Source organism: Streptomyces cadmiisoli (assembly GCF_003261055.1).
GTDB classification, from domain to species: Bacteria; Actinomycetota; Actinomycetes; order Streptomycetales; family Streptomycetaceae; genus Streptomyces; species Streptomyces cadmiisoli.
Window position 1 is genome coordinate 5,888,096 of record NZ_CP030073.1, and the last position, 25,944, is coordinate 5,914,039.

The 25,944-nt window shown below is 73.6% G+C and carries 19 protein-coding genes; 13 read left to right on the forward strand and 6 right to left on the reverse strand.

All coding sequences use genetic code 11. The features are described from left to right. Window positions 1-20 precede the first annotated feature (20 nt). Window positions 21-1,895, forward strand: coding sequence for an AMP-dependent synthetase/ligase (locus tag DN051_RS25705; RefSeq protein ID WP_053758191.1), 1,875 nt, complete (start codon window positions 21-23; stop codon window positions 1,893-1,895). Between the two features lie 4 nt (window positions 1,896-1,899). On the opposite strand, the gene DN051_RS25710 is transcribed toward DN051_RS25705, so the two are convergent. Then, entirely contained in the window at window positions 1,900-2,475 is a 576-nt protein-coding gene (locus DN051_RS25710) for a response regulator (RefSeq protein WP_112439586.1), read from the reverse strand. Next, complete coding sequence (locus tag DN051_RS25715; protein ID WP_425471677.1) at window positions 2,472-6,578, reverse strand: HAMP domain-containing protein; 4,107 nt, start codon at window positions 6,576-6,578, stop codon at window positions 2,472-2,474. The genes DN051_RS25710 and DN051_RS25715 overlap by 4 nt, the downstream gene beginning before the upstream one ends. 102 nt (window positions 6,579-6,680) lie before the next feature. On the opposite strand from DN051_RS25715, the gene DN051_RS25720 reads away from it, so the two are divergent. Both DN051_RS25720 and hemW read left to right on the forward strand, forming a co-directional pair. Beyond that, window positions 6,681-8,702 carry an ATP-binding SpoIIE family protein phosphatase gene (locus DN051_RS25720; RefSeq protein ID WP_112439588.1) on the forward strand — a complete coding sequence of 674 codons (2,022 nt, stop codon included), beginning with the start codon at window positions 6,681-6,683 and terminating at the stop codon, window positions 8,700-8,702. A 31-nt stretch (window positions 8,703-8,733) separates the two neighbouring features. Continuing rightward, window positions 8,734-9,966 (forward strand): radical SAM family heme chaperone HemW, encoded by a 1,233-nt coding sequence (gene hemW, locus DN051_RS25725; protein WP_112439589.1) that lies wholly within the window; start codon window positions 8,734-8,736, stop codon window positions 9,964-9,966. 157 nt (window positions 9,967-10,123) lie between these two features. Here the strand turns inward: hemW and DN051_RS25730 are convergent, their stop codons facing one another. Continuing rightward, window positions 10,124-10,933, reverse strand: coding sequence for a DUF3097 domain-containing protein (locus DN051_RS25730; protein WP_112439590.1), 810 nt, complete (start codon window positions 10,931-10,933; stop codon window positions 10,124-10,126). A 34-nt stretch (window positions 10,934-10,967) separates the two neighbouring features. Further along, a complete protein-coding gene (locus tag DN051_RS25735; RefSeq protein WP_053758196.1) occupies window positions 10,968-11,696 on the reverse strand; it encodes an MBL fold metallo-hydrolase in 729 nt (242 codons plus the stop codon). 158 nt (window positions 11,697-11,854) lie between these two features. Between DN051_RS25735 and hrcA the strand changes: the two genes are divergently transcribed. The 5 genes from hrcA to DN051_RS25760 all read left to right on the forward strand — a co-directional run bounded on the left by hrcA (window position 11,855) and on the right by DN051_RS25760 (window position 16,466). Then, window positions 11,855-12,871 carry a heat-inducible transcriptional repressor HrcA gene (gene hrcA / locus DN051_RS25740; RefSeq protein ID WP_053758197.1) on the forward strand — a complete coding sequence of 339 codons (1,017 nt, stop codon included), beginning with the start codon at window positions 11,855-11,857 and terminating at the stop codon, window positions 12,869-12,871. Then, complete coding sequence (dnaJ, locus tag DN051_RS25745) at window positions 12,872-14,008, forward strand: molecular chaperone DnaJ (protein WP_053758198.1); 1,137 nt, start codon at window positions 12,872-12,874, stop codon at window positions 14,006-14,008. Between the two features lie 188 nt (window positions 14,009-14,196). Beyond that, complete coding sequence (locus DN051_RS25750) at window positions 14,197-15,315, forward strand: nitronate monooxygenase (RefSeq protein WP_112439591.1); 1,119 nt, start codon at window positions 14,197-14,199, stop codon at window positions 15,313-15,315. Beyond that, the gene (locus DN051_RS25755; protein WP_053758200.1) at window positions 15,312-16,052 is read left to right on the forward strand and encodes a 16S rRNA (uracil(1498)-N(3))-methyltransferase; all 741 of its coding nucleotides are present in this window, start codon (window positions 15,312-15,314) and stop codon (window positions 16,050-16,052) included. The genes DN051_RS25750 and DN051_RS25755 overlap by 4 nt, the downstream gene beginning before the upstream one ends. Window positions 16,053-16,073: 21 nt before the next feature. Next, the gene (locus DN051_RS25760) at window positions 16,074-16,466 is read left to right on the forward strand and encodes a VOC family protein (protein WP_053758201.1); all 393 of its coding nucleotides are present in this window, start codon (window positions 16,074-16,076) and stop codon (window positions 16,464-16,466) included. A 136-nt stretch (window positions 16,467-16,602) separates the two neighbouring features. Here DN051_RS25760 and DN051_RS25765 read toward each other — a convergent pair whose 3' ends face one another. After that, complete coding sequence (locus DN051_RS25765; RefSeq protein WP_162624984.1) at window positions 16,603-18,249, reverse strand: hypothetical protein; 1,647 nt, start codon at window positions 18,247-18,249, stop codon at window positions 16,603-16,605. Window positions 18,250-18,374: 125 nt separating this feature from the next. Between DN051_RS25765 and DN051_RS25770 the strand changes: the two genes are divergently transcribed. The 5 genes from DN051_RS25770 to DN051_RS25790 all read left to right on the forward strand — a co-directional run bounded on the left by DN051_RS25770 (window position 18,375) and on the right by DN051_RS25790 (window position 24,568). Beyond that, on the forward strand, window positions 18,375-18,908 hold the full coding sequence (locus DN051_RS25770) for a hypothetical protein (RefSeq protein WP_112442441.1): 534 nt from the start codon (window positions 18,375-18,377) through the stop codon (window positions 18,906-18,908). Between the two features lie 63 nt (window positions 18,909-18,971). Continuing rightward, window positions 18,972-22,181, forward strand: a complete 3,210-nt coding sequence (locus tag DN051_RS25775; protein WP_053758203.1) for a S41 family peptidase — start codon at window positions 18,972-18,974, stop codon at window positions 22,179-22,181. Between the two features lie 108 nt (window positions 22,182-22,289). After that, on the forward strand, window positions 22,290-22,643 hold the full coding sequence (locus tag DN051_RS25780) for a histidine triad nucleotide-binding protein (protein ID WP_053758204.1): 354 nt from the start codon (window positions 22,290-22,292) through the stop codon (window positions 22,641-22,643). A gap of 6 nt (window positions 22,644-22,649) precedes the next feature. Further along, on the forward strand, window positions 22,650-23,555 hold the full coding sequence (locus DN051_RS25785; RefSeq protein WP_053758205.1) for a ribonuclease Z: 906 nt from the start codon (window positions 22,650-22,652) through the stop codon (window positions 23,553-23,555). A 20-nt stretch (window positions 23,556-23,575) separates the two neighbouring features. Then, entirely contained in the window at window positions 23,576-24,568 is a 993-nt protein-coding gene (locus DN051_RS25790; protein ID WP_053758206.1) for an adenosine deaminase, read from the forward strand. A gap of 61 nt (window positions 24,569-24,629) precedes the next feature. Here the strand turns inward: DN051_RS25790 and DN051_RS25795 are convergent, their stop codons facing one another. Continuing rightward, a complete protein-coding gene (locus DN051_RS25795) occupies window positions 24,630-25,880 on the reverse strand; it encodes an MFS transporter (RefSeq protein ID WP_112439593.1) in 1,251 nt (416 codons plus the stop codon). Window positions 25,881-25,944: the final 64 nt, after the last annotated feature.

The window sequence follows — 25,944 nt, forward strand, 5'->3', positions numbered from 1 at the left end:
CGCGGGCCCCGGAGGATGTCGTGAGCGACACACAGACTTTGATCGAGAACCGTCCGCCGTCCGTAGCGGGCCTCTTCCTGGAGCGCGTCGCGGCGACACCGGACGCCGAGGCATACCGCTACCCGGTGCCGTCGGCAGCCGGGCAGGGCCCGGACGACTGGAGGTCGCTGAGCTGGGGGCAGGCCGCTTCGCGGGTGTACGCGATCGCGGCGGGTCTCGTCGAGCTGGGTGTCCAGCCGGAGCAGCGGGTCGCGCTGGCCTCCGCCACCCGGATCGAGTGGATCCTCGCCGACCTCGGCATCATGTGCGCCGGCGCGGCGACGACGACGATCTACCCGCAGACCAACGCCGAGGAGTCCGCCTACATCCTCGCCGACTCCGGCAGCCGGGTGCTTTTCGCGGAGAACGCGGAGCAGCTGGCCAAGGCCGTCGAGAAGCGCGGCGAGCTGTCCGACCTCACCCATGTCGTGGTCCTCGACGCCGAGGGCGTGGAGACCGGCGACTGGGTGCTCAGCCTCGCCGACCTGGAGGCCAAGGGCGCCGCCCGGCTGGAGAAGGACCCCGAGCTGATCAAGAAGCGGGTCGCCGCGATCACCCGGGAGCAGCTGGCGACCCTCATCTACACCTCGGGGACGACCGGCCGGCCCAAGGGCGTCCGCCTCCCGCACGACAACTGGGCGTACATGGCGAAGGCCATCGCGGCGACCGGGCTGGTCGGCGCGGACGACGTGCAGTACCTCTGGCTGCCGCTCGCGCACGTCTTCGGCAAGGTGCTCACCTCCGGTCAGATCGAGGTCGGGCACGTCACCGCCGTCGACGGCCGGGTCGACAAGATCATCGAGAATCTGCCGGTGGTCCAGCCGACGTACATGGCGGGCGTGCCGCGGATCTTCGAGAAGGTCTACAACGGCGTCGCCGCCAAGGCCCGGGCCGGCGGTCCCGCCAAGTACAAGATCTTCCAGTGGGCGGCCGGGGTCGCCCGTGAGTACGCCAAGGTCACGCAGGACAACTTCCGGCGCACCGGTACCGCGTCCGCGCCCTTCGGGCTCTCCGCGAAGCACAAGGTGGCCGACGCGCTCGTCTACTCCAAGCTGCGGGAGGCCTTCGGCGGACGGCTGCGCGCGTGCGTGTCGGGGTCGGTCGCGCTCGCTCCGGAGATCGGCTACTTCTTCGCCGGCGCCGGGATCCACATCCTGGAGGGCTACGGCCTGACGGAGTCCTCCGCGGCCTCCTTCGTGAACCCCGGCGAGGCCTACCGCACCGGCACGGTCGGCAAGCCGCTGCCCGGCACCGAGGTGCGGATCGCCGAGGACGGCGAGATCCTGCTGCGCGGCCCCGGCATCATGGAGGGCTACCACGGGCTGCCCGAGAAGACCGCCGAGGTGCTGGAGGCGGACGGCTGGTTCCACACCGGCGACATCGGCGAGCTGTCGCCCGACGGCTACCTGCGGATCACCGACCGCAAGAAGGACCTGTTCAAGACCTCCGGCGGCAAGTACATCGCGCCGACGGAGATCGAGGGCGCCTTCAAGGCGGTGTGCCCGTACGTCTCCAACATCCTGGTGCACGGGGCCGACCGGAACTTCTGCACGGCGCTGATCGCGCTGGACGAGCCGTCGATCCTCCAGTGGGCGAAGGAGAACGGACTGGACGGCAAGCCGTACGCCGACGTCGTGGCGGCGCCCGCCACGGTGGAGATGGTCGACGGCTACGTCCAGCAGCTCAACGCCGGGCTCCAGCGCTGGCAGACGATCAAGAAGTTCCGGCTGCTGCCGCGCGACCTGGACATCGAGCACGGGGAGATCACCCCCAGCCTGAAGCTGAAGCGACCGGTCGTCGAGCGGGAGTACCAGCACCTGCTGGAGGAGATGTACGCCGGCACGCGCGAGGCGTGAGAGGTCAGCGGGCGCGCCCTGCGCCCGCCAGCCGGCGCAGCTCCCGGACCTGTGCGCGCAGTGCCGCCAGGTCCGGGAGCGTGTCCCCGGACAACTGCTCCTCCAGCGCGCTCAGCCGTGACCTCAGCCGGTCGCAGTCGGCCTGCTCCCGCTCCAACTGGCGTGTCTTGCGGTGCAGTTCGAGGAAGACGTTGACCTTCGCGCGCAGCACCCAGGGGTCGAAGGGCTTGGTCAGATAGTCCGCGGCTCCCGTGGCGTAGCCGCGGAACGCGTAGCCGGAGTCGTCGTCCGCACCGGTCAGGAAGATGATCGGGACGTCCTTGGTCTGGTCGAGACGCTTGATGTTCGCGGCGGTCTCGAAACCGTCCATGCCGGGCATCCGGACGTCGAGCAGGACGACGGCGAAGCGGCGCCGCAGCAGCGCCTTCATCGCCTCCTCGCCCGAACGGGCCCGCACGAGCGGCTCGTTGAGGGAGCCCAGTACGGCCTCCAGGGCTATCAGGTTGTCCTCCAAGTCGTCGACCAGAAGGATGCCGGCGCGCTCGTCGGCCGTTTCCTCGGTGCTCGGTGCGGTGGTCATTGCGGGGTTTCCTCCGGCCCGCCCGTTTTCTCCGGGTCGAGCAGTGTGCAGACGACGGTCAGGAGCCGGTCGACGTCCACCGGCTTGGGCACGTACGCGTTGGCGCCGCGGGCGATGGACTTCTCCCGGTCGCCGGGCATCGCCTTCGCGGTGAGCGCGACGATGGGCAGGCCCGTCCAGCGGGGGGTGCGGCGGACGGCGGCGATCGTCTCGTAGCCGTCCATCTCCGGCATCATGATGTCCATCAGGACGAGTTCGACGTCCGGATTGCGTTCCAGCGTCTCGATGCCCTCGCGGCCGTTCTCCGCGTAGAGCACCGGCATGCCGACGCGGCCGAGGACATGGGTGAGCGCGAAGACGTTGCGGATGTCGTCGTCGACGATCAGCACCCGCCGGCCGGGCAGCACCTGTCCGGCCCGGCCGGTCTGCCACTCCTCCAGCTTGGCCGGCACCGGCCAGGAGTCGTCCGGCTCGGCGGGCCCGGCCGGCAGGGTCCCGGCGGACGTCTCCTCCGGCGCCGGTACGGCCCGCGCGGTGTCGGACGCCAGATGGCCGGGGCTGACCACCGGCACGTACAGGGTGAAGGTGGAGCCCTGGCCCGGTTCGCTCTCGGCGACGATCCGGCCGCCGAGCAGGCCCGCGATCTCCCGGCTGATGGACAGGCCGAGGCCGGTGCCGCCGTACTTGCGGTTGGTGGTGCCGTCGGCCTGCTGGAACGCCTCGAAGATCACCGGGAGTTTCTCCGCGGCGATGCCGATGCCGGTGTCGGACACCGCGAACGCGATCACCTCGTCGCCCTCCCGGCCGGGCAGGCCCTCCGGAGCGCGCACCCGCTCCACCCGCAGTTCGACCCGGCCCGTCGCGGTGAACTTGATCGCGTTGGACAGGAGGTTGCGCAGGATCTGCTGCAACCGCTGCTCGTCCGAGTACATCTCGCGCGGTACGTCCTCACCGACCGACACCTCGAAGGCGAGACCCCGGTCGAGGGTGAGCGGGCGGAAGGTGGCGTGCACGTAGTCCAGCAGCTTGATCAGCGGCAGCCGCTTCGGCCGGACGTCCATCCGGCCCGCCTCGATCTTCGACAGGTCCAGGATGTCGTTGATCAGCTGGAGGAGGTCCGAGCCGGAGCGGTGGATGGTGGTCGCGAACTGCACCTCCTGGTCGGAGAGGCGGCCGTCCGGGTTGTCGGAGAGCAGCCGGGCCAGGATGAGCAGGGAGTTCAGCGGTGTGCGCAGCTCGTGCGACATGTTCGCCAGGAACTCCGACTTGTACTGGGAGCTGGTGGCGAGCAGGGCCGCCTTCTCCTCCAGTTCGGCGTTGGAGTGCTGGAGCTCCGCCTGCTGCTTCTGGAGTTCGTCGGAGCGTTCCTGGAGCTGCATGGCCAGCCGCTGGGACTCGCCGAGCAGGGACTCCGTACGGGAGTTCGCGATGATCGTGTTGATCGCGACGCCGATGGTGTTCACGAACTGGTCGAAGAAGGCCAGGTGCACATCGGAGAAGCGGGAGAAGGAGGCCAGTTCGATCACGCCGAGGAGCTTGTCCTCGAAGAGGATCGGGATGATGACGATGGTGCTGGGCGCCGCCTCGCCCAGACCGCTGTTGATCTTGATGTAGTCCGGCGGGGCCTCCTCCACCAGGATCCGCTTCTTCTCCCGGGCCGCCTGCCGCACCAGCCCGTGCACCGGCAGACCGCCGGTCTCCACGGTCGCGCCCTGCGCCGCGCCGTACCCGGCTATGAAGGCCAGTCCCTTCGCCGGTACGGCGGTGTGCAGCGAGGTGCCGTCCTCGTCCGGGTCGGCCAGGTAGAAGGCGCCGTACTGCGCGTTCACCAGCGGCGTCAGCTCGCGCAGGATCAGGTCGGCGACCTCCATCAGATCCCGGTGGCCCTGCATCAGCGCGGCGAGGCGGGCCAGGTTCGACTCCAGCCAGTCCTTCGCCCGGGTGGTCTCACGGAGGTTGGCCACCATCAGGTTGATGTTGTCCTTCAGCTCGGCGACCTCGCCCTGGGTCTCCACCGTGATCGAGCGGGACATGTCGCCCTGCGCCACCGCGGACGCCACCTCGGCGATCGCGCGGACCTGGGTGGTGAGGTTGGACGCCAGCTCGTTCACGTTCGTGGTGAGCCGCTTCCAGGTGCCGTACACGCCCTCCACCCGTGCCTGGCCGCCGAGCCGGCCCTCGCTGCCGACCTCCCGGGCCACCCGGGTGACCTCGGAGGAGAACGAGGAGAGCGTGTCGACCATCGTGTTGATGGTGGTCTTCAGCTCCAGGATCTCGCCGCGGGCGTCCACGTCGATCTTCTTGGACAGGTCGCCCTGGGCGACCGCGGTCGCGACCTGGGCGATGTTGCGGACCTGCGAGGTGAGGTTGTCGGCCATGTAGTTGACGTTGTCCGTCAGGTCCCGCCACACCCCGGAGACCCCCAGCACCTGGGCCCGCCCGCCGAGCCGGCCGTCGGTGCCGACCTCGCGCGCCACCCGGGTCACCTCGTCGGCGAAGGCGCGCAGCTGCTCCACCATCGTGTTGACGGTGTCCTTCAGTTCGAGGATCTCGCCGCGGGCGTCGACCGTGATCTTCTTGGACAGGTCGCCGTTGGCGACGGCGGTGGTGACCTGGGCGATGTTGCGGACCTGCGAGGTCAGGTTCAGCGCCATGAAGTTGACGTTGTCGGTGAGGTCCTTCCAGACGCCGGAGACGCCCCGCACCTGGGCCTGGCCGCCGAGGTTGCCCTCGGTGCCGACCTCGCGGGCGACGCGGGTGACCTCGTCGGCGAAGGCGGAGAGCTGGTCGACCATCGTGTTGATGGTCGACTTCAGCTCCAGGATCTCGCCCTTCGCCTCCACCGTGATCTTCTTGCCGAGGTCGCCCTGGGCGACGGCGGTCGACACCGCGGCGATGTTGCGGACCTGCGAGGTGAGGTTGTCCGCCATGAAGTTGACGTTGTCGGTGAGGTCCTTCCAGACGCCGGAGACGCCCCGCACCTGGGCCCGGCCGCCGAGGTTGCCCTCGGTGCCGACCTCGCGGGCGACGCGGGTGACCTCGTCGGCGAAGGCGGAGAGCTGGTCGACCATCGTGTTGATGGTCGACTTGAGTTCGAGGATCTCGCCCTGCGCGTCGACGGTGATCTTCTGACTGAGGTCGCCGTTGGCGACGGCGGTGGTGACCTGGGCGATGTTGCGGACCTGCGAGGTCAGGTTCGACGCCATGAAGTTGACGTTGTCGGTGAGGTCCTTCCACACACCGGACACGCCCCGCACCTGGGCCCGGCCGCCCAGCTGGCCCTCGGTGCCGACCTCGCGGGCGACCCGGGTGACCTCGTCGGCGAAGGCGGAGAGCTGGTCGACCATCGTGTTCACGGTGAGCTTGAGTTCCAGCAGCTCACCGGTCGCCTCCACGGTGACCGTACGCGTCAGGTCGCCGCGGGCCACCGCCGTGGTGACCACGGCGATGTCCCGGACCTGGGCGGTCAGCCGGGCCGCCATCGTGTTGACGGCCTCGGTCACGTCCCGCCAACTGCCCGACAGCCCCTGCACCTTGGCCCGCCCGCCGAGCCGGCCCTCGGTGCCGACCTCGCGGGCGACCCGCGTCACCTCACCGGTGAACAGCGACAACTGGTCCACCATCTTGTTCACGGCCCGGCCGAGCCGGCGCAGATCGCCGCGCAGCTGCCGGCTGCCGTCGTGCAGATCGACCCGCTGGGTCAGATCGCCGCCCGCGACCGCGTCCAGGACACGGGTCGCGTTCGCTGCCGGGGCCACCAGGGCGTCGAGGATCTGGTTCACGTCGTCGACCCGCGACGTCCAGGCGCCCTGGCCGGGACTCGCCGACAGCCGCTCGTCGAGCCGGCCGTGCCGCACCAGCTCCCGCTTCACACGCTGCACCTCGCCGTTGAAGTGCACGCTGCGGTCCATGATCTGGTTGAACAGGGCGGTGAGTTCGGCCACGAGTCCGTGGCCGGTCTCGGGGACCTTCGAGAAGTCGCCGTCCCGGGCGGCGGTCATCGCCGCGAGCAGGGGGCGCAGTTCCGCGGGGCATATCCCATCGTCGGCGAGTGGTCGAATCCGTCCGTCTTCGAGCACACGCGTAGCACGGTTCTCACTCATGGCGGCCCACTTCGATAACTCGGCGCTTATGGGCGGGGCCAGTCTGTCACCCTGTCGGCATCGATCGAGGCGTATTCGTCCGAACTGTTCGGGGAGCTGTAGATGGGGGCCATTCCGGCGCAACGGGAGACCATTTCCCTTGCCTCCGATGTGCCTGCGCACGCCCTTGACCCACCGGCGCACGGCGGCGGGCAGCCGCCCGGCGCGCAGATGCGCGCCACCCTGCACGGCGGCCCCCTGGCACCGGGCGCGGCCCGCGGGCTGCTGCGGGCGGCGCTCCAGCAGTGGGCCGGGCTCGGCCTGCCCGGCGCGGAGCGGCTGACCGAGCGCCTGGCGCACGACGCCATGCTCGTCGTCAGCGAACTGGTCACCAACGCCGTGGTGCACGCCGGCACCGACGTCGAACTGGTCTGCGGCCTCCAGCCCGAGTCGGGCGCCGTGATCGTGGAGGTCTGCGACCACCACCCCTCGCGGGCGCCCCGCGACGACGACGGCGAAACCGTGCACGAGACGGCGGAGTACGGCCGCGGACTGCGTCTCGTCTCCGCGATGTCCGAGGCCTGGGGCGTCACCTACCGGCGGGGCGCGAAGACCGTGTGGGCCCGCGTCCCGGCCGAGCGGAGCGCCGATACCGAGGGCGCGTACGCCCCGGAGCGCGCCGGATTCCCCGGCGCGGAACTCCTCGCGCCCGAGCCCCTGCCCCTCTCGTCCTCGTCGGCGCTGTCGGCGGTGTCGGCGTTCGAGCGCGGCCGCCCCCACCGCACCGATCGTGACTGGCTGGGCCGGGGCGCGCTGTCCTTCCTCGCGGAGGCCTCCGACCTGCTCGCCGGGCAGCTCGACGAGGACCTGGTCGCCGCGCTCACCGGCCAGCTGATCGTGCCGCGGCTGGCCGACTGGTGCGCCGTGTGGCTGGAGGACGAGGCGACGGGCGGCCGTACCGGCTGGGGCGACGGCGCCGGGGCCCCCGGCCCGCGGCTGGCCCGGGTCTGGCACAGCAGCGAGGAACGGATCGAGGATCTGCGCCGGTGCCTGGAGAAGGAGCCGCCACGCCCCGCCCAGGGGCCGTCGGGCGGCCCCTGGGCGTGGCCCTGGCCGTGGCCCGAGGAAGCGCCGGGCGGGGCCGGCCCGGCGGCCGGGAGCCGGGACGCCGCCGACGCGGGGACCGAGGCGCGGGGCGGCGCGGCGCTCGCCTACCGGCTCGTCGCGGGCGGCCGCCCGCTCGGCACCCTGGTGATCGGCCGCGCCGGTGTGGAGGGCTTCCCGGACGAGATCACCGGCCTCGTCGAGGACCTCAGCCGCCGGGTGGCGCTGGCCATCGGAGCGGCCCGCCAGTACGCCCGGCAGGCCACCATCAGCGCCGTGCTCCAGCGCGGGCTGCTGCCCGGCGCCGTCGCCGAGATCCCCGGTGTGCGCAGCGCCCTGGTCTACGAGCCCTGCGACAAGGGCGGACCCAGCGGCGACTTCTACGACGTGTTCCCGGCCGGCGACGGCCGCTGGTGCTTCGCGGTCGGCGACGTCCAGGGCAAGGGACCCGAGGCCGCCGTCGTGATCGGCCTGGCCCGCCCCTGGCTCCGGCTGCTGGCCCGCGAGGGCTACGGCGTCGCCGACGTCCTGGACCGCCTGAACCAGCTCCTGCTCGACGACGCCACGGAGGCCGCCGACGCGGCGGCCCGCGCCCTCGTCGGCCCCGTCCGGCCCGCCGACGGGCCCCAGACCCGCTTCCTGTCCCTCCTGTACGGCGAACTGGCCCCGTTCGACGGCGGTGTCCGCTGCACCCTCGCCTCCGCCGGACACCCCCTGCCGCTGCTGCTGGGCCCGGACGGCGACGTCCGTACGGCGGCGCACCCGCAGACCCTGCTCGGCGTCGTCGAGGACGAGACGTACACCAGTGAGACCTTCGAGCTGCGTCCCGGCGACACACTGCTGTGCGTGACCGACGGTGTCACCGAGCGCCGCAGCGGATCGCGCCAGTTCGACGACGGCGACGGGCTCGCCGCCGCGCTCACCGGCTGCGCGGGGCTGAGCGCCGAGCTGATCGCGGAGCGCATCAGACGGCTGGTGCACGAGTTCGGCGGCCGCCCGCCGGAGGACGACCTGGCGCTGCTGGTGCTCCAGGCGGATTAGCGCACCGCCCGGGTGCTGGACAATGGGGGACATGCCTTCCGCACTCCCCGACGGTGAGCCCGTCCCCGACGACGGCGCGCTGCCCGCGCCCGCGCTCGCCGGGGCGGCGGACCGTCCGCTCGGTTTCTACCTGCACGTCCCGTACTGCGCGACCCGCTGCGGCTACTGCGACTTCAACACCTACACCGCGACCGAACTGCGCGGCACCGGCGGCGTCCTCGCCTCCCGCGACAACTACGCCGACACCCTGATCGACGAGATCCGCCTGGCCCGCAAGGTCCTCGGCGACGATCCGCGCGAGGTCCGCACCGTGTTCGTCGGCGGCGGCACACCCACGCTGCTCGCCGCGAACGACCTGGTCCGGATGCTGGGCGCGATCCGCGACGAGTTCGGCCTGGCCGAGGACGCGGAGGTCACCACCGAGGCGAACCCGGAGTCGGTCGACCCCGCCTATCTGACGGCGCTGCGGGAGGGCGGCTTCAACCGGATCTCCTTCGGCATGCAGAGCGCGCGCCGGCACGTGCTGAAGGTGCTGGACCGCACGCACACGCCGGGCCGCCCCGAGGCCTGTGTGGCGGAGGCCCACGCGGCCGGCTTCGAGCACGTCAACCTGGATCTGATCTACGGCACGCCGGGCGAGTCGGACGACGACTGGCGGGCTTCCCTGGACGCCGCGCTGGGCGCGGGCCCGGACCACGTCAGCGCCTACGCGCTGATCGTGGAGGAGGGCACGCAGCTGGCGCGCCGGATCCGCCGCGGCGAGATCCCGATGACCGACGACGACGTGCACGCCGACCGCTACCTGATCGCGGAGGAGCGGCTGTCCGCGGCCGGCTTCGACTGGTACGAGGTGTCCAACTGGTCCACCTCGAACGCCGCCCGCTGCCTGCACAACGAGTTGTACTGGCGGGGCGCCGACTGGTGGGGCGCGGGACCCGGCGCCCACAGCCACGTCGGCGGGGTGCGCTGGTGGAACATGAAGCATCCGGGCGCGTACGCGGCGGCGCTGGCCGCCGGGCGCTCCCCGGGCGCCGGGCGCGAACTGCTCTCCGACGAGGACCGCCGGGTGGAGCGGATCCTCCTGGAGCTGCGGCTGCGGGAGGGCGTGCCGCTGCCCCTGCTGCGCGCCGAGGGCCTCGCGGCCTCCCGCCGCGCCCTGACCGACGGGCTGCTCCAGCAGGCGGCCTACGACGCCGGGCACGCGGTGCTGACACTGCGCGGACGCCTGCTGGCGGACGCGGTGGTGCGCGACCTGGTCGACTGAGCGATCCGGGGGAGTCGGGGCACCGTCGGACGCGGCCGGGCGTCAGGTGTGGCCCGGCGTCAGGCGCGCCCCGGAGTCACGCACGGCCCGGCACACGCACCGCCCGGCACGAGCGCCGCCGGGCATGACGCGCCGTCCGGCACGAGCGCCGCCCGGCTCACGTGTCGCCCGCCGTGACGAAGTCGATCAGTTCCTCGACCCTGCCCAGCAGCTCCGGCTCCAGGTCCTTGTACGACGTCACCTGGCCCAGGATCTGCTGCCAGGCCGCCCCGGTGTGCTCCGGCCAGCCCAGCGCCCGGCACACCCCCGTCTTCCAGTCCTGCCCGCGCGGCACCCGCGGCCACGCCGCGATCCCCAGGGCCGACGGCTTCACCGCCTCCCAGACGTCGATGTACGGGTGACCGACCACCAGGGCGTGCTCACCGGTCACCGACTCGGCGATCCGCCATTCCTTGGTGCCCGGCACCAGGTGGTCCACCAGGACGCCGAGCCGCGCGTCGGGGCCCGGCGCGAAGTCCGACACGATCGACGGCAGGTCGTCCACACCGTTCAGGTACTCCACGACCACGCCCTCGACGCGCAGGTCGTCGCCCCACACCTTCTCGACCAGCTCGGCGTCGTGCCGGCCCTCCACGTAGATGCGGCCCGCACGGGCCACACGCGCGCGTGCGCCGGGCACGGCGACCGATCCCGACGCCGTACGGGTCGGGCGTACCGGAGCGGCGGCGGACGGCCGCACCAGCGTCACCACCCGGCCCTCCAGCAGAAAGCCCCGGGGCTCCAGCGGGAACACCCGGTGCTTGCCGAAGCGGTCCTCCAGGGTGACCGTGCCCGCCTCGCAGCGGATCACCGCGCCGCAGAACCCGCTGCCGGGCTCCTCGACCACCAGGCCGGGCTCCGCCGCGACCTCGGGGACGGGCCGGGACCTCTTCCACGGCGGAGTCAGGTCCGGAGAGTACTGGCGCATTCGAACGACGATAGGAGAAGCCGGCGCGCGGCACCTACGACACGCCGAAACGCGTGGCCAGCGCGTCCCGCTGCGCACGGACGAACGCCGCGTCCACCACCGCTCCGTGACCGGGCACGTACACCGCGTCCTCGCCGGCGAGGTCGAGCAGCCGGTCCAGGGCGGCCGGCCAGTGCGACGGCACGGCGTCGGGGCCGGCCTGCGGTTCGCCGGACTCCTCGACCAGGTCGCCGCAGAAGACCACCTCCGGGTCGCCCGGGACCAGCACCACCAGATCGTGCGCGGTGTGCGCCGGGCCCACGTTGGCCAGCAGGACCTGGCGGCCGGGGCCCAGGTCCAGCGTCCACTCGCCGCTGACGTGGTGCCGGGGCGGCACCAGCGTGTCGGCCGCCTCCTGCGCCGTACCGGCGTCGAGGCCGTTGCGGACGGCGTCCACGCGCAGTTCCTCACGTCCGCGCCGCCCGCCGAGCACGGCGTCCACGCCGACCGCGCCGAACACCTCGGCGCCCGCGAACGCGGCGGCGCCGAAGACGTGGTCGAAGTGGGGGTGGGTGAGCGCGAGATGGGTCACACGGTGCCGGGCGAGCCCTTCCGCCTCCGCCCTCAGCCGGGCTCCTTCCGCGAGGCTCGAGCCGGCGTCGATCAGCAGGGCGGCGCCGCGGCCGACGACGAGCCCCACCGTGCAGTCCCAGCCCGGCAGCCGCCGGCGGCCGACTCCGGCGGCCAGCCGTTCCCACCCCAGCTCTTCCCAAGTCACCGTCATACGGCGACGCTAGCTCCAGGCGCCCGCATGCCACGACCTCGCAGGACCGGCCTTGCCCGGGCCGTACCCGACGGCCGTACACTGGGCCGGGTAGGGCTGGCACTCGCATGCGCCGAGTGCCAGGGACGCTCAGGGGACGACAGCTGGAGGTGTGCGCGATGCTCAGTGAACGACGGCTCCAGGTGCTGCGCGCCATCGTCCAGGACTACGTCGGCACCGAGGAGCCGGTCGGCTCCAAGGCGCTCACCGAGCGGCACAGCCTCGGCGTCTCACCGGCGACCGTCCGCAACGACATGGCGGCGCTGGAGGACGAGGGGTACATCGCCCAGCCGCACACCAGCGCCGGGCGCATCCCGACGGACAAGGGCTACCGGCTGTTCGTCGACAAGCTGGCCGAGGTCAAGCCGCTCACGGCGCCGGAGCGGCGCGCGATCCAGAACTTCCTCGACGGGGCCGTCGACCTCGACGACGTCGTGGCCCGGACGGTGCGGCTGCTCGCGCAGCTCACCCGGCAGGTCGCCGTCGTGCAGTACCCGTCGCTGACCCGTTCCACGGTGCGCCACGTGGAACTGCTGTCGCTGGCGCCCGCCCGCCTGATGCTGGTGCTGATCACCGACACCGGCCGGGTGGAGCAGCGCCTGGTCGACTGCCCCGCGCCGTTCGGCGAGACGTCCCTGGCGGATCTGCGGGCCCGGCTGAACAGCCGGATCGCGGGCCGGCGGTTTCCCGACGTGCCGCAACTGGTGCAGGATCTGCCCGAGGCCTTCGAGATCGAGGACCGGGCGGCGGTGCACACGGTGCTCTCCACCCTCCTGGAGACGCTGGTCGAACAGACCGAGGAGCGGCTGGTGATCGGTGGTACCGCCAATCTCACCCGCTTCGGACATGACTTCCCTCTCGTCATCCGGCCGGTGCTGGAGGCGCTGGAGGAGCAGGTCGTTCTGCTCAAGTTGCTTGGCGAGGCGAAGGATTCGGGCATGACCGTGCGCATCGGGCACGAGAACGCCCATGAGGGACTCAACTCCACGTCCGTGGTCTCGGTCGGCTACGGTTCGGGCGGCGAGGCAGTCGCCAAGCTCGGCGTGGTCGGACCGACCCGCATGGATTACCCGGGAACGATGGGAGCGGTACGCGCAGTGGCACGGTACGTCGGACAGATCCTGGCGGAGTCGTAAGTGGCCACGGACTACTACGCCGTTCTCGGCGTGCGTCGCGACGCGTCGCAGGAAGAGATCAAGAAGGCCTTCCGGCGGCTCGCTCGCGAGCTGCACCCGGATGTCAACCCCGATCCGAAGACGCAGGAGCGGTTCAAGGAGATCAACGCCGCTTACGAGGTGCTGTCGGACCCGCAGAAGAAGCAGGTCTACGACCTCGGCGGCGACCCCCTCTCGCAGAGCGGCGGCGCGGGCGCCGGCGGCTTCGGCGCGGGCGGCTTCGGGAACTTCTCCGACATCATGGACGCGTTCTTCGGCACGGCGTCGCAGCGCGGACCGCGCTCGCGCACCCGCCGCGGCCAGGACGCCATGATCCGCATCGATGTCGAACTGGACGAGGCGGCCTTCGGCACGACCAAGGACATCCAGGTCGACACGGCGATCGTGTGCTCCACGTGCAGTGGAGAGGGCGCGGCGCCGGGCACCTCGGCCCAGACATGTGACATGTGCCGCGGCCGCGGCGAGGTGTCGCAGGTGACGCGGTCGTTCCTGGGCCAGGTCATGACCTCGCGGCCGTGTCCGCAGTGCCAGGGCTTCGGCACCGTGGTGCCCAACCCGTGCCCAGAGTGCGCGGGCGACGGCCGGGTGCGGTCCCGCCGGACCCTGACGGTCAAGATCCCGGCCGGTGTGGACAACGGCACGCGCATCCAGCTCGCCGGCGAGGGCGAGGTCGGCCCCGGCGGCGGTCCGGCCGGTGATCTCTACGTCGAGATCCACGAGCTGCCGCACACGACCTTCCAGCGCCGCGGCGACGACCTGCACTGCACGGTCACGATCCCGATGACGGCGGCGGCCCTCGGCACCAAGGTGCCGCTGGAGACGCTCGACGGCATGGAGGAGGTCGACATCCGCCCGGGCACCCAGTCGGGCCAGTCGATCCCGCTGCACGGCCGGGGCGTCACCCACCTGCGCGGCGGCGGCCGGGGCGACCTGATCGTCCACGTCGAGGTCCAGACCCCGTCCAAGCTCGACCCGGAGCAGGAGAACCTGCTGCGCGAGCTGGCCAAGCTGCGCGGCGAGGAACGGCCGCAGGGCCAGTTCCAGCCCGGGCAGCAGGGCCTGTTCTCACGCCTGAAGGACGCCTTCAACGGCCGTTGAGCCGCGGGACCGGCCCCCGGGCCGGTCCTCCGGTGGTGACGCGGTGCGGTGAGCGCGGCCGGGTCGCCAGGTCGGCGGCTCGCCGCGGGCGCCGGGCGTCTCGGGCTCCCCGGGGCGCCCCGCGGCCGGCTCGTACCGGGTGGACGGCCGGATTCGGACTTGTTCGTAGGACGTGACAACATGCCGTCATGTCCTCCGCACTGACCGATCTCTTCCCGCTTCCGATCGTGCAGGCCCCCATGGCGGGCGGCGTCTCCGTGCCGCAGCTCGCCGCGGCCGTGGCCGAGGCCGGCGGGCTCGGGTTCCTGGCCGCCGGCTACAAGACGGCCGACGGCATGTACCAGGAGATCAAGCAGCTGCGGAGCCTCACGAGCCGCCCCTTCGGCGTGAACCTGTTCATGCCGCAGCCCGAGCACCCCGGAGCGGGTGCCGCCTCCACCGGAGCGGCCGGCACCGCCCCCGCGAACTCCGCCGCGGTCGATGTCTACGCCCACCAGCTGGCCGGCGAGGCCGCCTGGTACGAGGTGGAGCTGGGCGACCCGGACAGCGGACGCGACGACGGCTACGAGGCCAAGCTCGCGGTGCTGCTCGACAACCCGGTGCCGGTGGTCTCCTTCCACTTCGGCTGCCCGAGCCGCGAGGTCCTGGACTCCCTGCGCCGGGCCGGAACGCTCACCCTGGCCACCGCCACCACGCCCGACGAGGCCCGTGCCGTCGAGCGGGCCGGCGCCGACGTCGTGATCGTGCAGGGCGTCGAGGCCGGCGGCCACCAGGGCACCCACCGGGACATCCCGGAGAACGACGGCTCCGCGATCGGGCTGCTCTCCCTGATCGCCCAGGTCCGCGAGGCCGTGGGCCTGCCGCTCGTCGCCGCCGGCGGCATCATGCGCGGCAGCCAGATCGCCGCCGCCCTGGCCGCGGGCGCGAGCGCCGCCCAGCTCGGCACCGCCTTCCTGGTCACGCCCGAGTCCGGCGCGCCCGCCGTGCACAAGGAGGCGCTGACCAACCCGCTGTTCGTCCGCACGGGGCTGACCCGCGCGTTCACCGGCCGGCCCGCCCGCGGCCTGGTCAACCGGTTCATGCGCGAGCACGGACCGTACGCCCCCGCCGCCTACCCCGAGATCAACCACCTCACCTCGCCGCTGCGCAAGGCGGCCGCCAAGGCCGGGGACGCGCAGGGCATGGCGCTGTGGGCCGGGCAGGGTCACCGGATGGCGCGCGAGCTGCCGGCCGGGCAGCTGGTGGAACTGCTGGCCGCCGAACTCGGCGCGGCCGGGACGGCGCTGTCCGGCGGCGGTGCTGGATGACCGCCCCGGTCTTCGTGGTCGACCGCTTCGGCCCCGGTCGGGGCGGGCGCTTCGTCCTGGACGGCCCCGAAGGGCGGCACGCCGTGTCCGTCAAACGGCTGCGGACGGGGGAGGGTGTCGTCCTCACGGACGGCGCCGGGCACTGGGCCGAGGGCGAGGTGACCGGCACCGAGGGCAAGGACCGGCTGCTGCTGGACCTGCGCGAGGTGCGCGAGGAGCCCATGCCGACCCCCCGTATCACCGTGGTCCAGGCCCTGCCCAAGGGCGACCGCGGTGAGCTGGCCGTGGAGACCATGACCGAGGTCGGCGTCGACGCGATCGTGCCGTGGGCCGCCGCCCGCTGCATCACCCAGTGGAAGGGCGAGCGCGGCGCCCGGGCGCTGGCCAAGTGGCGGGCCACCGCCCGTGAGGCCGGCAAGCAGTCCCGCCGAGTGCGCTTCCCGGAGGTCGACGAGCCGGCGACGGGCAAGCGGGTCGCCGCCCTGCTCGCCGAGGCCGACTTCGCCGCCGTGCTGCACGAGAGCGGCATGGCCCCCCTGGCCGCCGCCGACCTGCCCGCCGAGGGCGAGATCGTGCTGGTCGTCGGGCCCGAAGGAGGCGTCTCCCCGGAGGAACTGGCACTCTTCGAGGAGGCCGGCGCGAAGCCCTACCGGCTCGGGCCGAGCGTGCTGCGCACCTCGACCGCGGGCACCGCCGCGGCCGCCCTGCTGCTGGGCCGCACCGGACGCTGGTCCTGACCCCGGCCGAGGGAGGACGTGATGGAGCTCGCCCAGGTGAGACTGCTGGTCGGTGACTTCGCCGCCTGCTACCGCTTCTACACCGACGTCCTCGGCCTCAAGCCGCAGTCGGGCGCGGCCGAGGGGCCGTACGAGAAGTTCAGTCCCACCGCCGGGGCGGCCGGTATCGCCCTCCAGGACCGGGCGGTGATGGCCGACGTCCTCGGGGAGCTGGGCGACACGGCGGCCGGGCACCGCTCGCTGGTCGTGCTGCGCGTCGAGCACCTGGACGCCTACTGCGAGCGGATCACGTCGCGGGGCGCGACCCTGCTGCACGGACCCGCCGCGATGACGGACCGCATGCGGGCCGCCCACCTCAAGGACCCGGAGGGGAACCTGGTGGAGCTGCAGGAGTGGCTGCTGCTGAGCGGCTGACCGCGCCCCCCGTGCACCGCTCCAACCCGGCCGCCCACGACGAGCCCGCACGGTCCGCTGTCGCGCCGCACCCGGGTCCGCCGGCGCGGCGAGGGCGCGCGCCGGGCGGCGCGGGGCAGTCGGGAATGTGACGGCCCTAGGGCGCGGGGCACGTCCCCGGCGACCGGTTCTCCGTGGGCAGCAGCTGGACGTCCTCGCGGCGGACGGCGAAGGCCTCCGGGCCGGGTTCGTGCCTGCGGGCCGGATCCCACAGCCAGATCCAGTCGCCGGACGCCCCGAAGGACACCACCGGGTGGCCGGTGGGCAGCGGCCCGTTCTCCACCGGCACGGGCTTGCCGGCCTCCACGGGGCGTACGCAGACCAGGTGGCCCTTCAGCCCGTAGTAGTCCGGTGGATCCGTGCCCCGCTGCGCGACGGCCCCGGCCGCGCTGCCCGCCGAGCGCCCGGCGTGCTCGGCGCCCAGGGCGACGGCGGTCAGGGCGTAGGCGACGGACAGCAGGGTGGTGAGGACCGCCGCGTAGAGCCGGAAGCCGCCGTCCCGCGCCAGGACGTGGAAGTGGCGCAGCCAGCCGACGACCGCGACGAAGGCCAGCACGCTGCCCAGGGCGAGGGCCATGGGCCGGCCGGCCGCCAGATACGCGCCCAGCGCGGGGGCGGGCACGGTGGCGGCGGGGATGTCGAAGCGGTCCAGGTACTCGTCGTGCATCTGGCCGCCCAGCCACCGCACCATAGACCAGACCACCGGCACCGACAGCGGTACCAGCCAGGTCGCGTGCCGGGTGAACAGCGTCCGGCGCACCGCGAGGACCACCCCGGTGCCGACGAAGGCCACCGCCCCCAGCAGCAGCATCCCCGCCCACAGGCGGGCCGGGGACACGTCCCGCCCGGCCAGCGCGCCGAACGCGGCCAGCGTGCTGGTCCCTGCGACCCCGGCGGCCCACTGCGCGAGCCGCCCCCGGTCCCGGGTCTCCTTGGCCATCCGGCCCAGCGGCAGCGCGCCCGCCGCGCTCAGCACCAGCGGCGGCAGCTTCCAGGCGCCCTCCGCCCGTACCGCGTACATGCCGCAGACGACCGCGAGGACGATGCCCGCGGCGCCCGCCGTCATCCAGGCCAGCCGGGTCCGCCGGGCCCGCGGCGTCTCGTCGCGCGGCGGGTTTGCGTCCGAGTGGCCCGGGACGCGCAGTGCGTGCCGGCCGGGGACGAAGTCCCGTCCGCCCAGCGGGCGCGCGGTCACTTCCGCCTCCGCCGCGTCCCGCGAGCCGGGGCCGGCTGGCACCGTCACCGCCCGCTGTTCGTCCAGGAAGCCCAGCCAGGTCCACATCCGCGACGGCCGCCCGCCCCCGCCCGCCGTGCGGTGCACGTGGTACGTCGTACGCGCCGGGCGCTCGTGCTCGACCAGCGCGGCGTCGCGCACCCACGCCCCCAGCTCGGCCTGCCCGACCAGCCGCTCCACCTCCGCCACGGCCGTGCGCACCGCCCCGAGGCGCGCCCCGTGCAGCCGCACCTCGACGACCAGCGCCGTCCGCTGCCCCCGGGCGGCCCGCGGCCGCTCGTCGGCCTCCGCGGGCCGCACGGACCAGCCGCGCTCCTCGAACAGGCCGGTGGCGTAGTCGACCTCGTCGGGACGGTCGACGACATCGACGAGCATCCGCACCCGCCGGCGCCCCGGCGGCGCCGGCGGACCGACCGCCGGATCCGTCACGCCCGGCGCGTCCGCCCCGCCGTCGGGCACGCGCGGCGCGGGCAGAGCGACGTTCCTGCGGACACGGACGCGAGGGGGCAACGTTCCTCCGGGGGACGGGTGTTCGGCGGCCGGCACGTGGTGACGTGCGAGGGTACCGAGTGGCGTGGCACCGGTGGCCGTATGCGCCCTACCGCGACGGCCGGGACGGTGGCAGGCTGCCGTCCATGGGGGCGATGCGGTGGATTCGGGGCCGTTCGCGCGGCCGTCGGGTGGCGGTGGCCGCCGGGGTCGTGGTGGTCGGGGCGGTCGGCGCCGTCGGCTGCGAGCCGGGCGCGCTGAGCTCCGCGACCGTGGCCTACACGACCGACGAGCTGGCCACCCGGGAACTGGAGCGGCGGGAGGCCGACGTCCAGTGGCTCAGCTGCACAGCCGACTTCGCGGGCGGCGACCGGCCGAGCCCCACGGCGAGCGAGCGCACCGTCGCGGACGTCGACTGCGAAGGGGAGACCCGGGACGGCCGGGAGATCACGGTCACGGGCCGGGTGACGCGCGCGGTGAACGGCGCCTGTGTGCGCGGCGACCTGACCGCGACGGTGGGCGGCAAGCAGTGGTTCCGGGTCACCGGGCTCGGCGACTGCGACGCCACCGGAGCCCCGCCCGCCGGCGACCGGCCCGGCGCCGGCCCCACCACCACGGTGACGGTCACCCGCACCGTGTGGTGCCAGGACGATCCGAACTGCTGGCCGCAGGGCAAGTGAGGCGAGGGCGAAAGGTGATCGAAACCGCTGTGCGCGGGCGCCGCCGCTGCATAGGGTGACCGGGTGACTGAGTCCGCAGCGCCCGCCACGTCGGCGTATCTCCGGTTCCCGCACCCGCACGGTGAGTTGGTCGCCTTCACCGCCGAGGACGACGTCTGGATCGCCCCGCTCGACGGCGGCCGGGCCTGGCGGGTCAGCGCCGACAACGTTCCCGTGACGATGCCGCGCATCTCTCCCGACGGCACCACCGTCGCCTGGACCTCGACCCGTGACGGCGCCCCCGAGGTGCACGTCGCGCCGGTCGACGGCGGCCCGGCGAAGCGCCTGACGCACTGGGGCAGCCTGAAGACCCAGGTCCGCGGCTGGACCGAGGACGGACGGGTCCTCGCCCTGACCACGCACGGCCAGGCCAGTCTGCGCCGCACCTGGGCGCACGCCGTCCCGCTGGACGGCGGCCCGGCGACCCGGCTGGAGTACGGGCCCGTCGGGGAGGTCGCCCAGGGCCCGCACACCGTGCTGCTGTCCGCGCCGATGGGGCGCGAGGCCGCCTGGTGGAAGCGGTACCGCGGCGGTACGGCGGGCAAGCTGTGGATCGACCGCGGGGGCGACGGCGAGTTCGTCCGGCTGCACGAGGAGCTGGACGGGAACGTCGAGCACCCCGTGTGGGTGGGGGAGCGGCTGGCGTTCCTGTCCGACCACGAGGGCACCGGCGCGGTGTACTCCTCCCTCGCCGACGGCTCCGACCTGCGCCGGCACACCCCCCTCGGCGGCTTCTACGCCCGCCACCTGGCCGGTGACGGCACCCGCCTGGTCCACATGAGCGCCGGTGAGCTGTGGCTGCTGGACGACCTGGACGGGGCCGAGCCGCGCCGGCTCGACCTGCGCCTCGGCGGACAGGGCACCGACCGCCAGCCGTACCCGCTGAAGGCCGCCCGCTGGTTCGGGTCCGCCTCGCCGGACCACAGCGCGCGCGGCAGCGCCGTCTCCGTGCGCGGCGCCGTGCACTGGGTCACCCACCGGTCCGGCCCGGCCCGCGCGCTGGCCGCCGAACCCGGCGTGCGGGCCCGGCTGCCGCGCACCTTCCGCGCCGAGGGCGAGGAGTGGGTGGTGTGGGTGACCGACGCCGAGGGCGAGGACGCCCTGGAGTTCGCGCCCGCCACCGGACTGATCCCGGGCTCCATTCCGCGCCGCCTGGCCGCCGGCCAGCTCGGCCGGGTGCTGTCGCTGGCCATGGCGCCCGACGGCAGCCGGGCCGCGGTCGCCTCGCACGACGGGCGGCTGCTGCTCGTCGAACGGGAGACCGGCGAGGTGCGCGAGGTCGACCGCAGCGACAACGGCGACGTGTCCGGGCTGGTCTTCTCGCCCGACTCGTCCTGGCTCGCCTGGTCCCACCCCGGCCCGCGCCCGCTGTGCCAGCTGCGGCTCGCCAACACCACCGATCTGTCGGTCACCGAGGCGACCCCGCTGCGCTTCCAGGACTACGCGCCCGCGTTCACCACGGACGGCAAGCACCTCGCCTTCCTGTCGAACCGGTCCTTCGACCCGGTCTACGACGAGCACGTCTTCGACCTGGCGTTCGTCGTCGGCGACCGGCCGCACCTGATCACGCTGGCCGCGACCACGCCGTCGCCGTTCGGCCCGCAGCGGCACGGCCGCCCCTTCGAGACCCACGACAAGGGCGAGACGCCCGACAGCGAGGGCACGCCGACGACCCGGATCGACCTCGAAGGCCTCGCCGACCGGATCGTGCCGTTCCCGGTCGAGGCCGGCCGCTACTCCAACCTGCGCGCCGCGAAGGACGGCGTGCTGTGGCTGCGGCACCCCGTGCAGGGGGTCCTCGGCTCGTCCCGGGCCACTCCGGACGACCCCGACCCCAAGACCGAGCTGGAGCGCTACGACCTCGGCCAGCACCGGCTGGAGCACCTGGCCGCCGACGCCGACCACTTCGAGGTCAGCGGGGACGGCAAGCGTGTCCTGCTGTGGACCGACAGCCGCCTGAAGGTCGTGCCCAGCGACCGGCGCGCCTCCAACGACGACGACAGCGAGACCAACGTCACCGTCGACCTGGGCCGGGTGCGGCAGACCGTCGACCCGGCGGCCGAGTGGCGGCAGATGTACGAGGAGACCGGCCGCATCATGCGGGACCACTTCTGGCGGCCCGACATGAACGGCGTCGACTGGGACGGTGTGCTCGACCGCTACCGGCCCGTCCTGCGGCGGATCGCCACCCATGACGACCTGGTGGACCTGCTCTGGGAGGTCCAGGGCGAGCTGGGCACCTCGCACGCGTACGTCCTCCCGCGCGGCGGCCACGGCCACGGGGCCCGGCAGGGGCTGCTCGGCGCCGACATCTCCCGGCACGCCGACGGCAGTTGGCGCATCGACCGGATCCTGCCCTCGGAGACCTCCGACCCCGACGCCCGTTCCCCGCTCGCGGCGCCCGGCGTCGCGGTGCGCCCCGGGGACGCGATCGTGGCGGTGGCCGGGCGGGCGGTCGATCCGGTGACCGGCCCGGGGCCGCTGCTGGTCGGCACGGCCGGCAAGCCCGTGGAGCTGACCGTCTCCCCGTCCGGCGGGGGCGAGGTGCGGCACGCGGTGGTCGTGCCGATCGCGGACGAGGAGCCGCTGCGCTACCACGCCTGGGTCGCCGACCGGCGGGCCCACGTCCACGAGAGGTCCGGAGGCCGGCTCGGCTACCTCCACGTGCCCGACATGCAGGCCCCGGGCTGGGCGCAGATCCACCGTGACCTGCGGGTGGAGGTGGCCCGGGAGGGGCTCGTGGTGGACGTCCGGGAGAACCGGGGCGGCCACACCTCCCAGTTGGTGATCGAGAAGCTGGCCCGGCGGATCGTCGGCTGGGCCGTGCCGCGCGGGATGCGCCCGTACAGCTATCCGCAGGACGCGCCGCGCGGGCCGGTGGTGGCCGTCGCCAACGAGTTCTCCGGCTCGGACGGCGACATCGTCAACGCCGCGATCAAGGCGCTCGGCCTGGGTCCGGTGGTCGGCACCCGCACCTGGGGCGGCGTCGTGGGCATCGACAGCCGCTACCGGCTGGTCGACGGCACGCTGATCACCCAGCCGAAGTACGCGTTCTGGCTGGAGGGTTACGAGTGGCGGGTGGAGAACCACGGCGTGGACCCGGACGTGGAGGTGGCGCAGCGGCCGCAGGACCACGTGGCGGGGCGGGACCCGCAGCTGGACGAGGCGGTGCGGCTGGCGCTGGCGGCACTGGAGGAACGCCCGGCGAAGACGCCCCCGGACCTGCCCGCCTGACGGGCCGCGGGGCGACGCCGCCCCGAACGTCCGCCCGCCACGGATCACCCGCGGTCGGCGGCGATACGATGCCCTTCGTACCCGGCCCGAACCCCGGAGGGAGCCCGCATGGCAGGGGAGCCGCAGGACGACTGCCTGTTCTGCAAGATCGTCGCGGGGCATGTCCCGGCGACGATCGTCCGAGAGACGGAGACCACCGTCGCCTTCCGGGACATCAATCCCCAGGCGCCCACGCACGTCCTGGTGATCCCCAGGGCCCACCACCGGGACGTCGCCACGCTCGCCGCCGAGGCGCCGGAGCTGGCCGCCGACGTGCTGCGCGAGACACGGGCGGTGGCCGAGGAGGACAAGCTGGAGAGCTACCGCGTCGTCTTCAACACCGGCGCCGGCGCCGGCCAGACCGTCTGGCACGCGCACGCCCACGTGCTGGGCGGTCGCGGCCTCGAATGGCCCCCCGGGTAAGTCGCGGTGTCCGTACGTGAACTGGTGGTGCTCGGCACCGCCAGCCAGGTCCCGACCCGGCACCGCAACCACAACGGCTATCTGCTGCGGTGGGACGGCCAGGGCATCCTGTTCGACCCCGGCGAGGGGACCCAGCGCCAGATGCTGCGGGCCGGGGTCGCGGCGCACGACATCGACCGGATCTGCGTCACCCACTTCCACGGGGACCACTCGCTGGGGCTGGCCGGGGTGATCCAGCGGATCAACCTCGACCAGGTCCCGCACCCGGTCACCGCCCACTACCCGCGCTCCGGGCAGCGCTTCTTCGACCGGCTGCGGTACGCCACCGCCTACCGGGAGACCGTGCCGCTGGCCGAAGCGCCGGTCGACCGCGACGGGGACCTCGCGGTGACGCCGTCGTACACGCTCCGGGCCCACCGGCTGTCCCACCCCGTGGAGTCCTTCGGCTACGGGCTCGTCGAGCCCGACGGCCGCCGCATGCTGCCGGAGCGGCTCGCCGCGCACGGCATCGGCGGGCCGGACGTGGGGCGGATCCAGCGGGAGGGCGCGCTCGGGGACGTCCGTCTGGAGGACGTCAGCGAGGTGCGGCGCGGGCAGCGGTTCGCGTTCGTCATGGACACCCGGCTGTGCGACGGGGTGTACGCGCTCGCCGAGGGCTGCGACCTGCTCGTCATCGAGTCGACGTTCCTCGACGAGGACGCCTCGCTCGCCGTGGAGCACGGCCACCTGACGGCCGGTCAGGCGGCCCGGGTCGCCGCGGAGAGCGGCGTACGGCACCTCGTCCTGACCCACTTCAGCCAGCGCTACGCCGAACCCGAGGAGTTCGAGCGGCAGGCGCGGGCGGCCGGGTTCGAGGGCGAGCTGAGCGTGGCGCACGACCTGCAGAGAGTGCCGGTTCCGAAGCGACGGTGAAACGCCCGTACGATGCTTTGATGCCCCTCCCGAAAGCCGAACTGCACCTCCACATCGAAGGCACCCTGGAGCCGGAGCTGGCCTTCGAGCTCGCCGAGCGCAACGGGGTGCGGCTGCCGTACGCCGACACCGAAGCGCTGCGCGGGGCCTACCGGTTCGACGACCTCCGGTCCTTTCTGGACCTGTACTACGGGCTGATGGCCGTGCTGCGCACCGAGCGGGACTTCGAGGACCTGGCGAACGCCTACCTCGCCCGTGCCGCCGCGCAGGGCGTGCGGCACGCGGAGATCTTCTTCGACCCGCAGGCGCACCTCTCCCGGGGTGTCGCGTTGGGCACGGTGGTCGAAGGGCTGTGGCGGGCGCTGGAGCGCAGCGAGGCCGTCCACGGTGTCTCCACCCAGTTGATCATGTGCTTCCTGCGGGACGAGTCCGCGGCGTCGGCGCTGGAGACGCTGGACGCGGCGAAGCCCTATCTGCACCGGATCACCGGTGTCGGGCTGGACTCCGCCGAGGTCGGGCATCCGCCGGTGAAGTTCCGCGAGGTGTACGAGGCGGCCGCCGCCCTCGGGCTGCGGCGGGTGGCGCACGCCGGTGAGGAGGGGCCGCCGGAGTACATCACCGAGGCGCTGGACGTGCTCGGTGCCGAGCGGATCGACCACGGTCTGCGCTGCATGGAGGATCCGGCCCTGGTCGCCCGGCTGGTCCGCGAGCGGGTCCCGCTGACGCTGTGCCCGCTGTCCAACGTCCGGTTGCGTGCCGTCGACGCCCTGGCGGAGCACCCGCTGCCGGCGATGCTCGACGCGGGCCTGCTGTGCACGGTCAACTCCGACGACCCGGCCTACTTCGGCGGTTACGCCGGCGACAACTTCGACGCCGTGCGGACGGCGCTGGGGCTGGACGAGGACCGGCTGCGGGAACTGGCCCGCAACTCCTTCACCGCGTCCTTCCTGGAGCACGACGAGGAGCGGCGGGCACGGTACCTCGCCGAGGTGGAGGCCTACGAGTTCGGCTGACCGCCGCACGCCCGGCGCCGCGCGCCGGGTCGCACCGTCCGGCGCGGCCCGGTGCGCCCGGTCACCGGGACGCGGCGCGGCCGGCCGACAGGGGTCCCGCCGCGTCGTAGGCGGAGCGCCGGGCGGACAGCGGCGGGGCGTCCACCGGGATCTCCAGGACCTCCACGGCGACCGGCGCACGCCGGGTGGCGCGCATCGCCACGGCCGTCATGGGGACGGCGATCACCAGCAGTCCGGCGGCCAGTACCGCGCCCATCGCGGGGAAGCCGGCCTGCGCCGCCAGGACGCTGCCGGTGAGCGGGCCCGCCGCGGTGCCGAGCGAGGACGCCGAGCCGACGAGCACCGCCCAGCGGCCGTGCGGGTCGAGTGAGGCGGCCAGGCCGATGACGTACGACAGGACGATCGGGTAGCAGGCGTTCCAGGCGATCTCGCCCACCGCGAAGCCGGCGAGGCCGGTCGCCGAGGCGCTGACGGCGATGCAGACCGCGATCAGGCCGGTGCCGGCCCCGATGGGCAGGGCGTGCCCGAGCCGTGGGCCGAGCGCCCCGGCGCCGACCACCCCGAGCAGTCCGGCGCCGAGCCCGACGGCGAAGACGACGCCCACGGTCGCCTCCGTCAGATGCGCCTGGCTCAGCCCGATCCGGCCGCTGACGCCCCACAGCGAGTTCTGGGCCATCGACCAGCAGGGCATGGCCGCGGCCAGGACCAGCCCGGAGCGCAGATGGGGCAGACGGGGCCGGGCGTGCTCGCGGCCGGGCCGCGGAGCAGCCGCCGCGGCGGTCGCGAGCCGGCCGGTGAGCGGCCAGACCGCGAGGGCGGTCAGGGCGATCGCGGCCAGCGGCAGGCCGTGCCCGGGGCCGAGGTGCGGGACCGTCAGATAGACGGCGCCCGCCAGTGCGGAGACGCCGAGCAGCCCGGCGGTGGTGGCGCGGTGGGGTTCGCGCCGGGCGGCGATACCGGTGGCGGCGACCGCGGTGGCCGTGCCCGAGCCGAAACCGCCGATCACCGCGCCGGTGACGACGGCCCAGACGGTGGTGGTGAGGGCCGCGCCGCCGTAGCCGAGGACGGCGAGGGCGAGGCCGGCGCGGGCCAGGGTGCGGGGCCCGATCCGGGCGACCCGCGCGGCCAGCAGGAATCCGGCGGCCGCCGAACTCAGCAGCAGCGCGCTGCCGATGGCGCCCGCCTCGGTGGCGCTGACGGGCAGTCCGGAGTCGAGGCGGCCGACGACCGTCGGCAGCAGGTAAGGGGCGAGGTACCCGGCCGTGAAAAGGGCGACGAGGGGCCAGGGCGTGGTGGAGCGGGGGGCGGACACGGGCGTTCCCAGGGCATGCGGAAGGAGCGGTTCAGGAAATGAACACGGGGGGAGTGGGCGACGA

Bases quoted from the DNA above. Each gene is read 5' to 3' on its own strand.
- DN051_RS25720 (WP_112439588.1), top strand. From the start codon at position 6,681: ATGGGGGCCATTCCGGCGCAACGGGAGACCATTTCCCTTGCCTCCGAT.
- DN051_RS25770 (WP_112442441.1), top strand. From the start codon at position 18,375: ATGGGGGCGATGCGGTGGATTCGGGGCCGTTCGCGCGGCCGTCGGGTG.
- DN051_RS25730 (WP_112439590.1), bottom strand. From the start codon at position 10,933: ATGCGCCAGTACTCTCCGGACCTGACTCCGCCGTGGAAGAGGTCCCGG.
- DN051_RS25710 (WP_112439586.1), bottom strand. From the start codon at position 2,475: ATGACCACCGCACCGAGCACCGAGGAAACGGCCGACGAGCGCGCCGGC.
- DN051_RS25755 (WP_053758200.1), top strand. From the start codon at position 15,312: ATGACCGCCCCGGTCTTCGTGGTCGACCGCTTCGGCCCCGGTCGGGGC.
- DN051_RS25715 (WP_425471677.1), bottom strand. From the start codon at position 6,578: ATGAGTGAGAACCGTGCTACGCGTGTGCTCGAAGACGGACGGATTCGA.
- DN051_RS25780 (WP_053758204.1), top strand. From the start codon at position 22,290: ATGGCAGGGGAGCCGCAGGACGACTGCCTGTTCTGCAAGATCGTCGCG.
- hemW (WP_112439589.1), top strand. From the start codon at position 8,734: ATGCCTTCCGCACTCCCCGACGGTGAGCCCGTCCCCGACGACGGCGCG.
- DN051_RS25750 (WP_112439591.1), top strand. From the start codon at position 14,197: ATGTCCTCCGCACTGACCGATCTCTTCCCGCTTCCGATCGTGCAGGCC.
- hrcA (WP_053758197.1), top strand. From the start codon at position 11,855: ATGCTCAGTGAACGACGGCTCCAGGTGCTGCGCGCCATCGTCCAGGAC.
- DN051_RS25790 (WP_053758206.1), top strand. From the start codon at position 23,576: ATGCCCCTCCCGAAAGCCGAACTGCACCTCCACATCGAAGGCACCCTG.
- DN051_RS25760 (WP_053758201.1), top strand. From the start codon at position 16,074: ATGGAGCTCGCCCAGGTGAGACTGCTGGTCGGTGACTTCGCCGCCTGC.
- DN051_RS25735 (WP_053758196.1), bottom strand. From the start codon at position 11,696: ATGACGGTGACTTGGGAAGAGCTGGGGTGGGAACGGCTGGCCGCCGGA.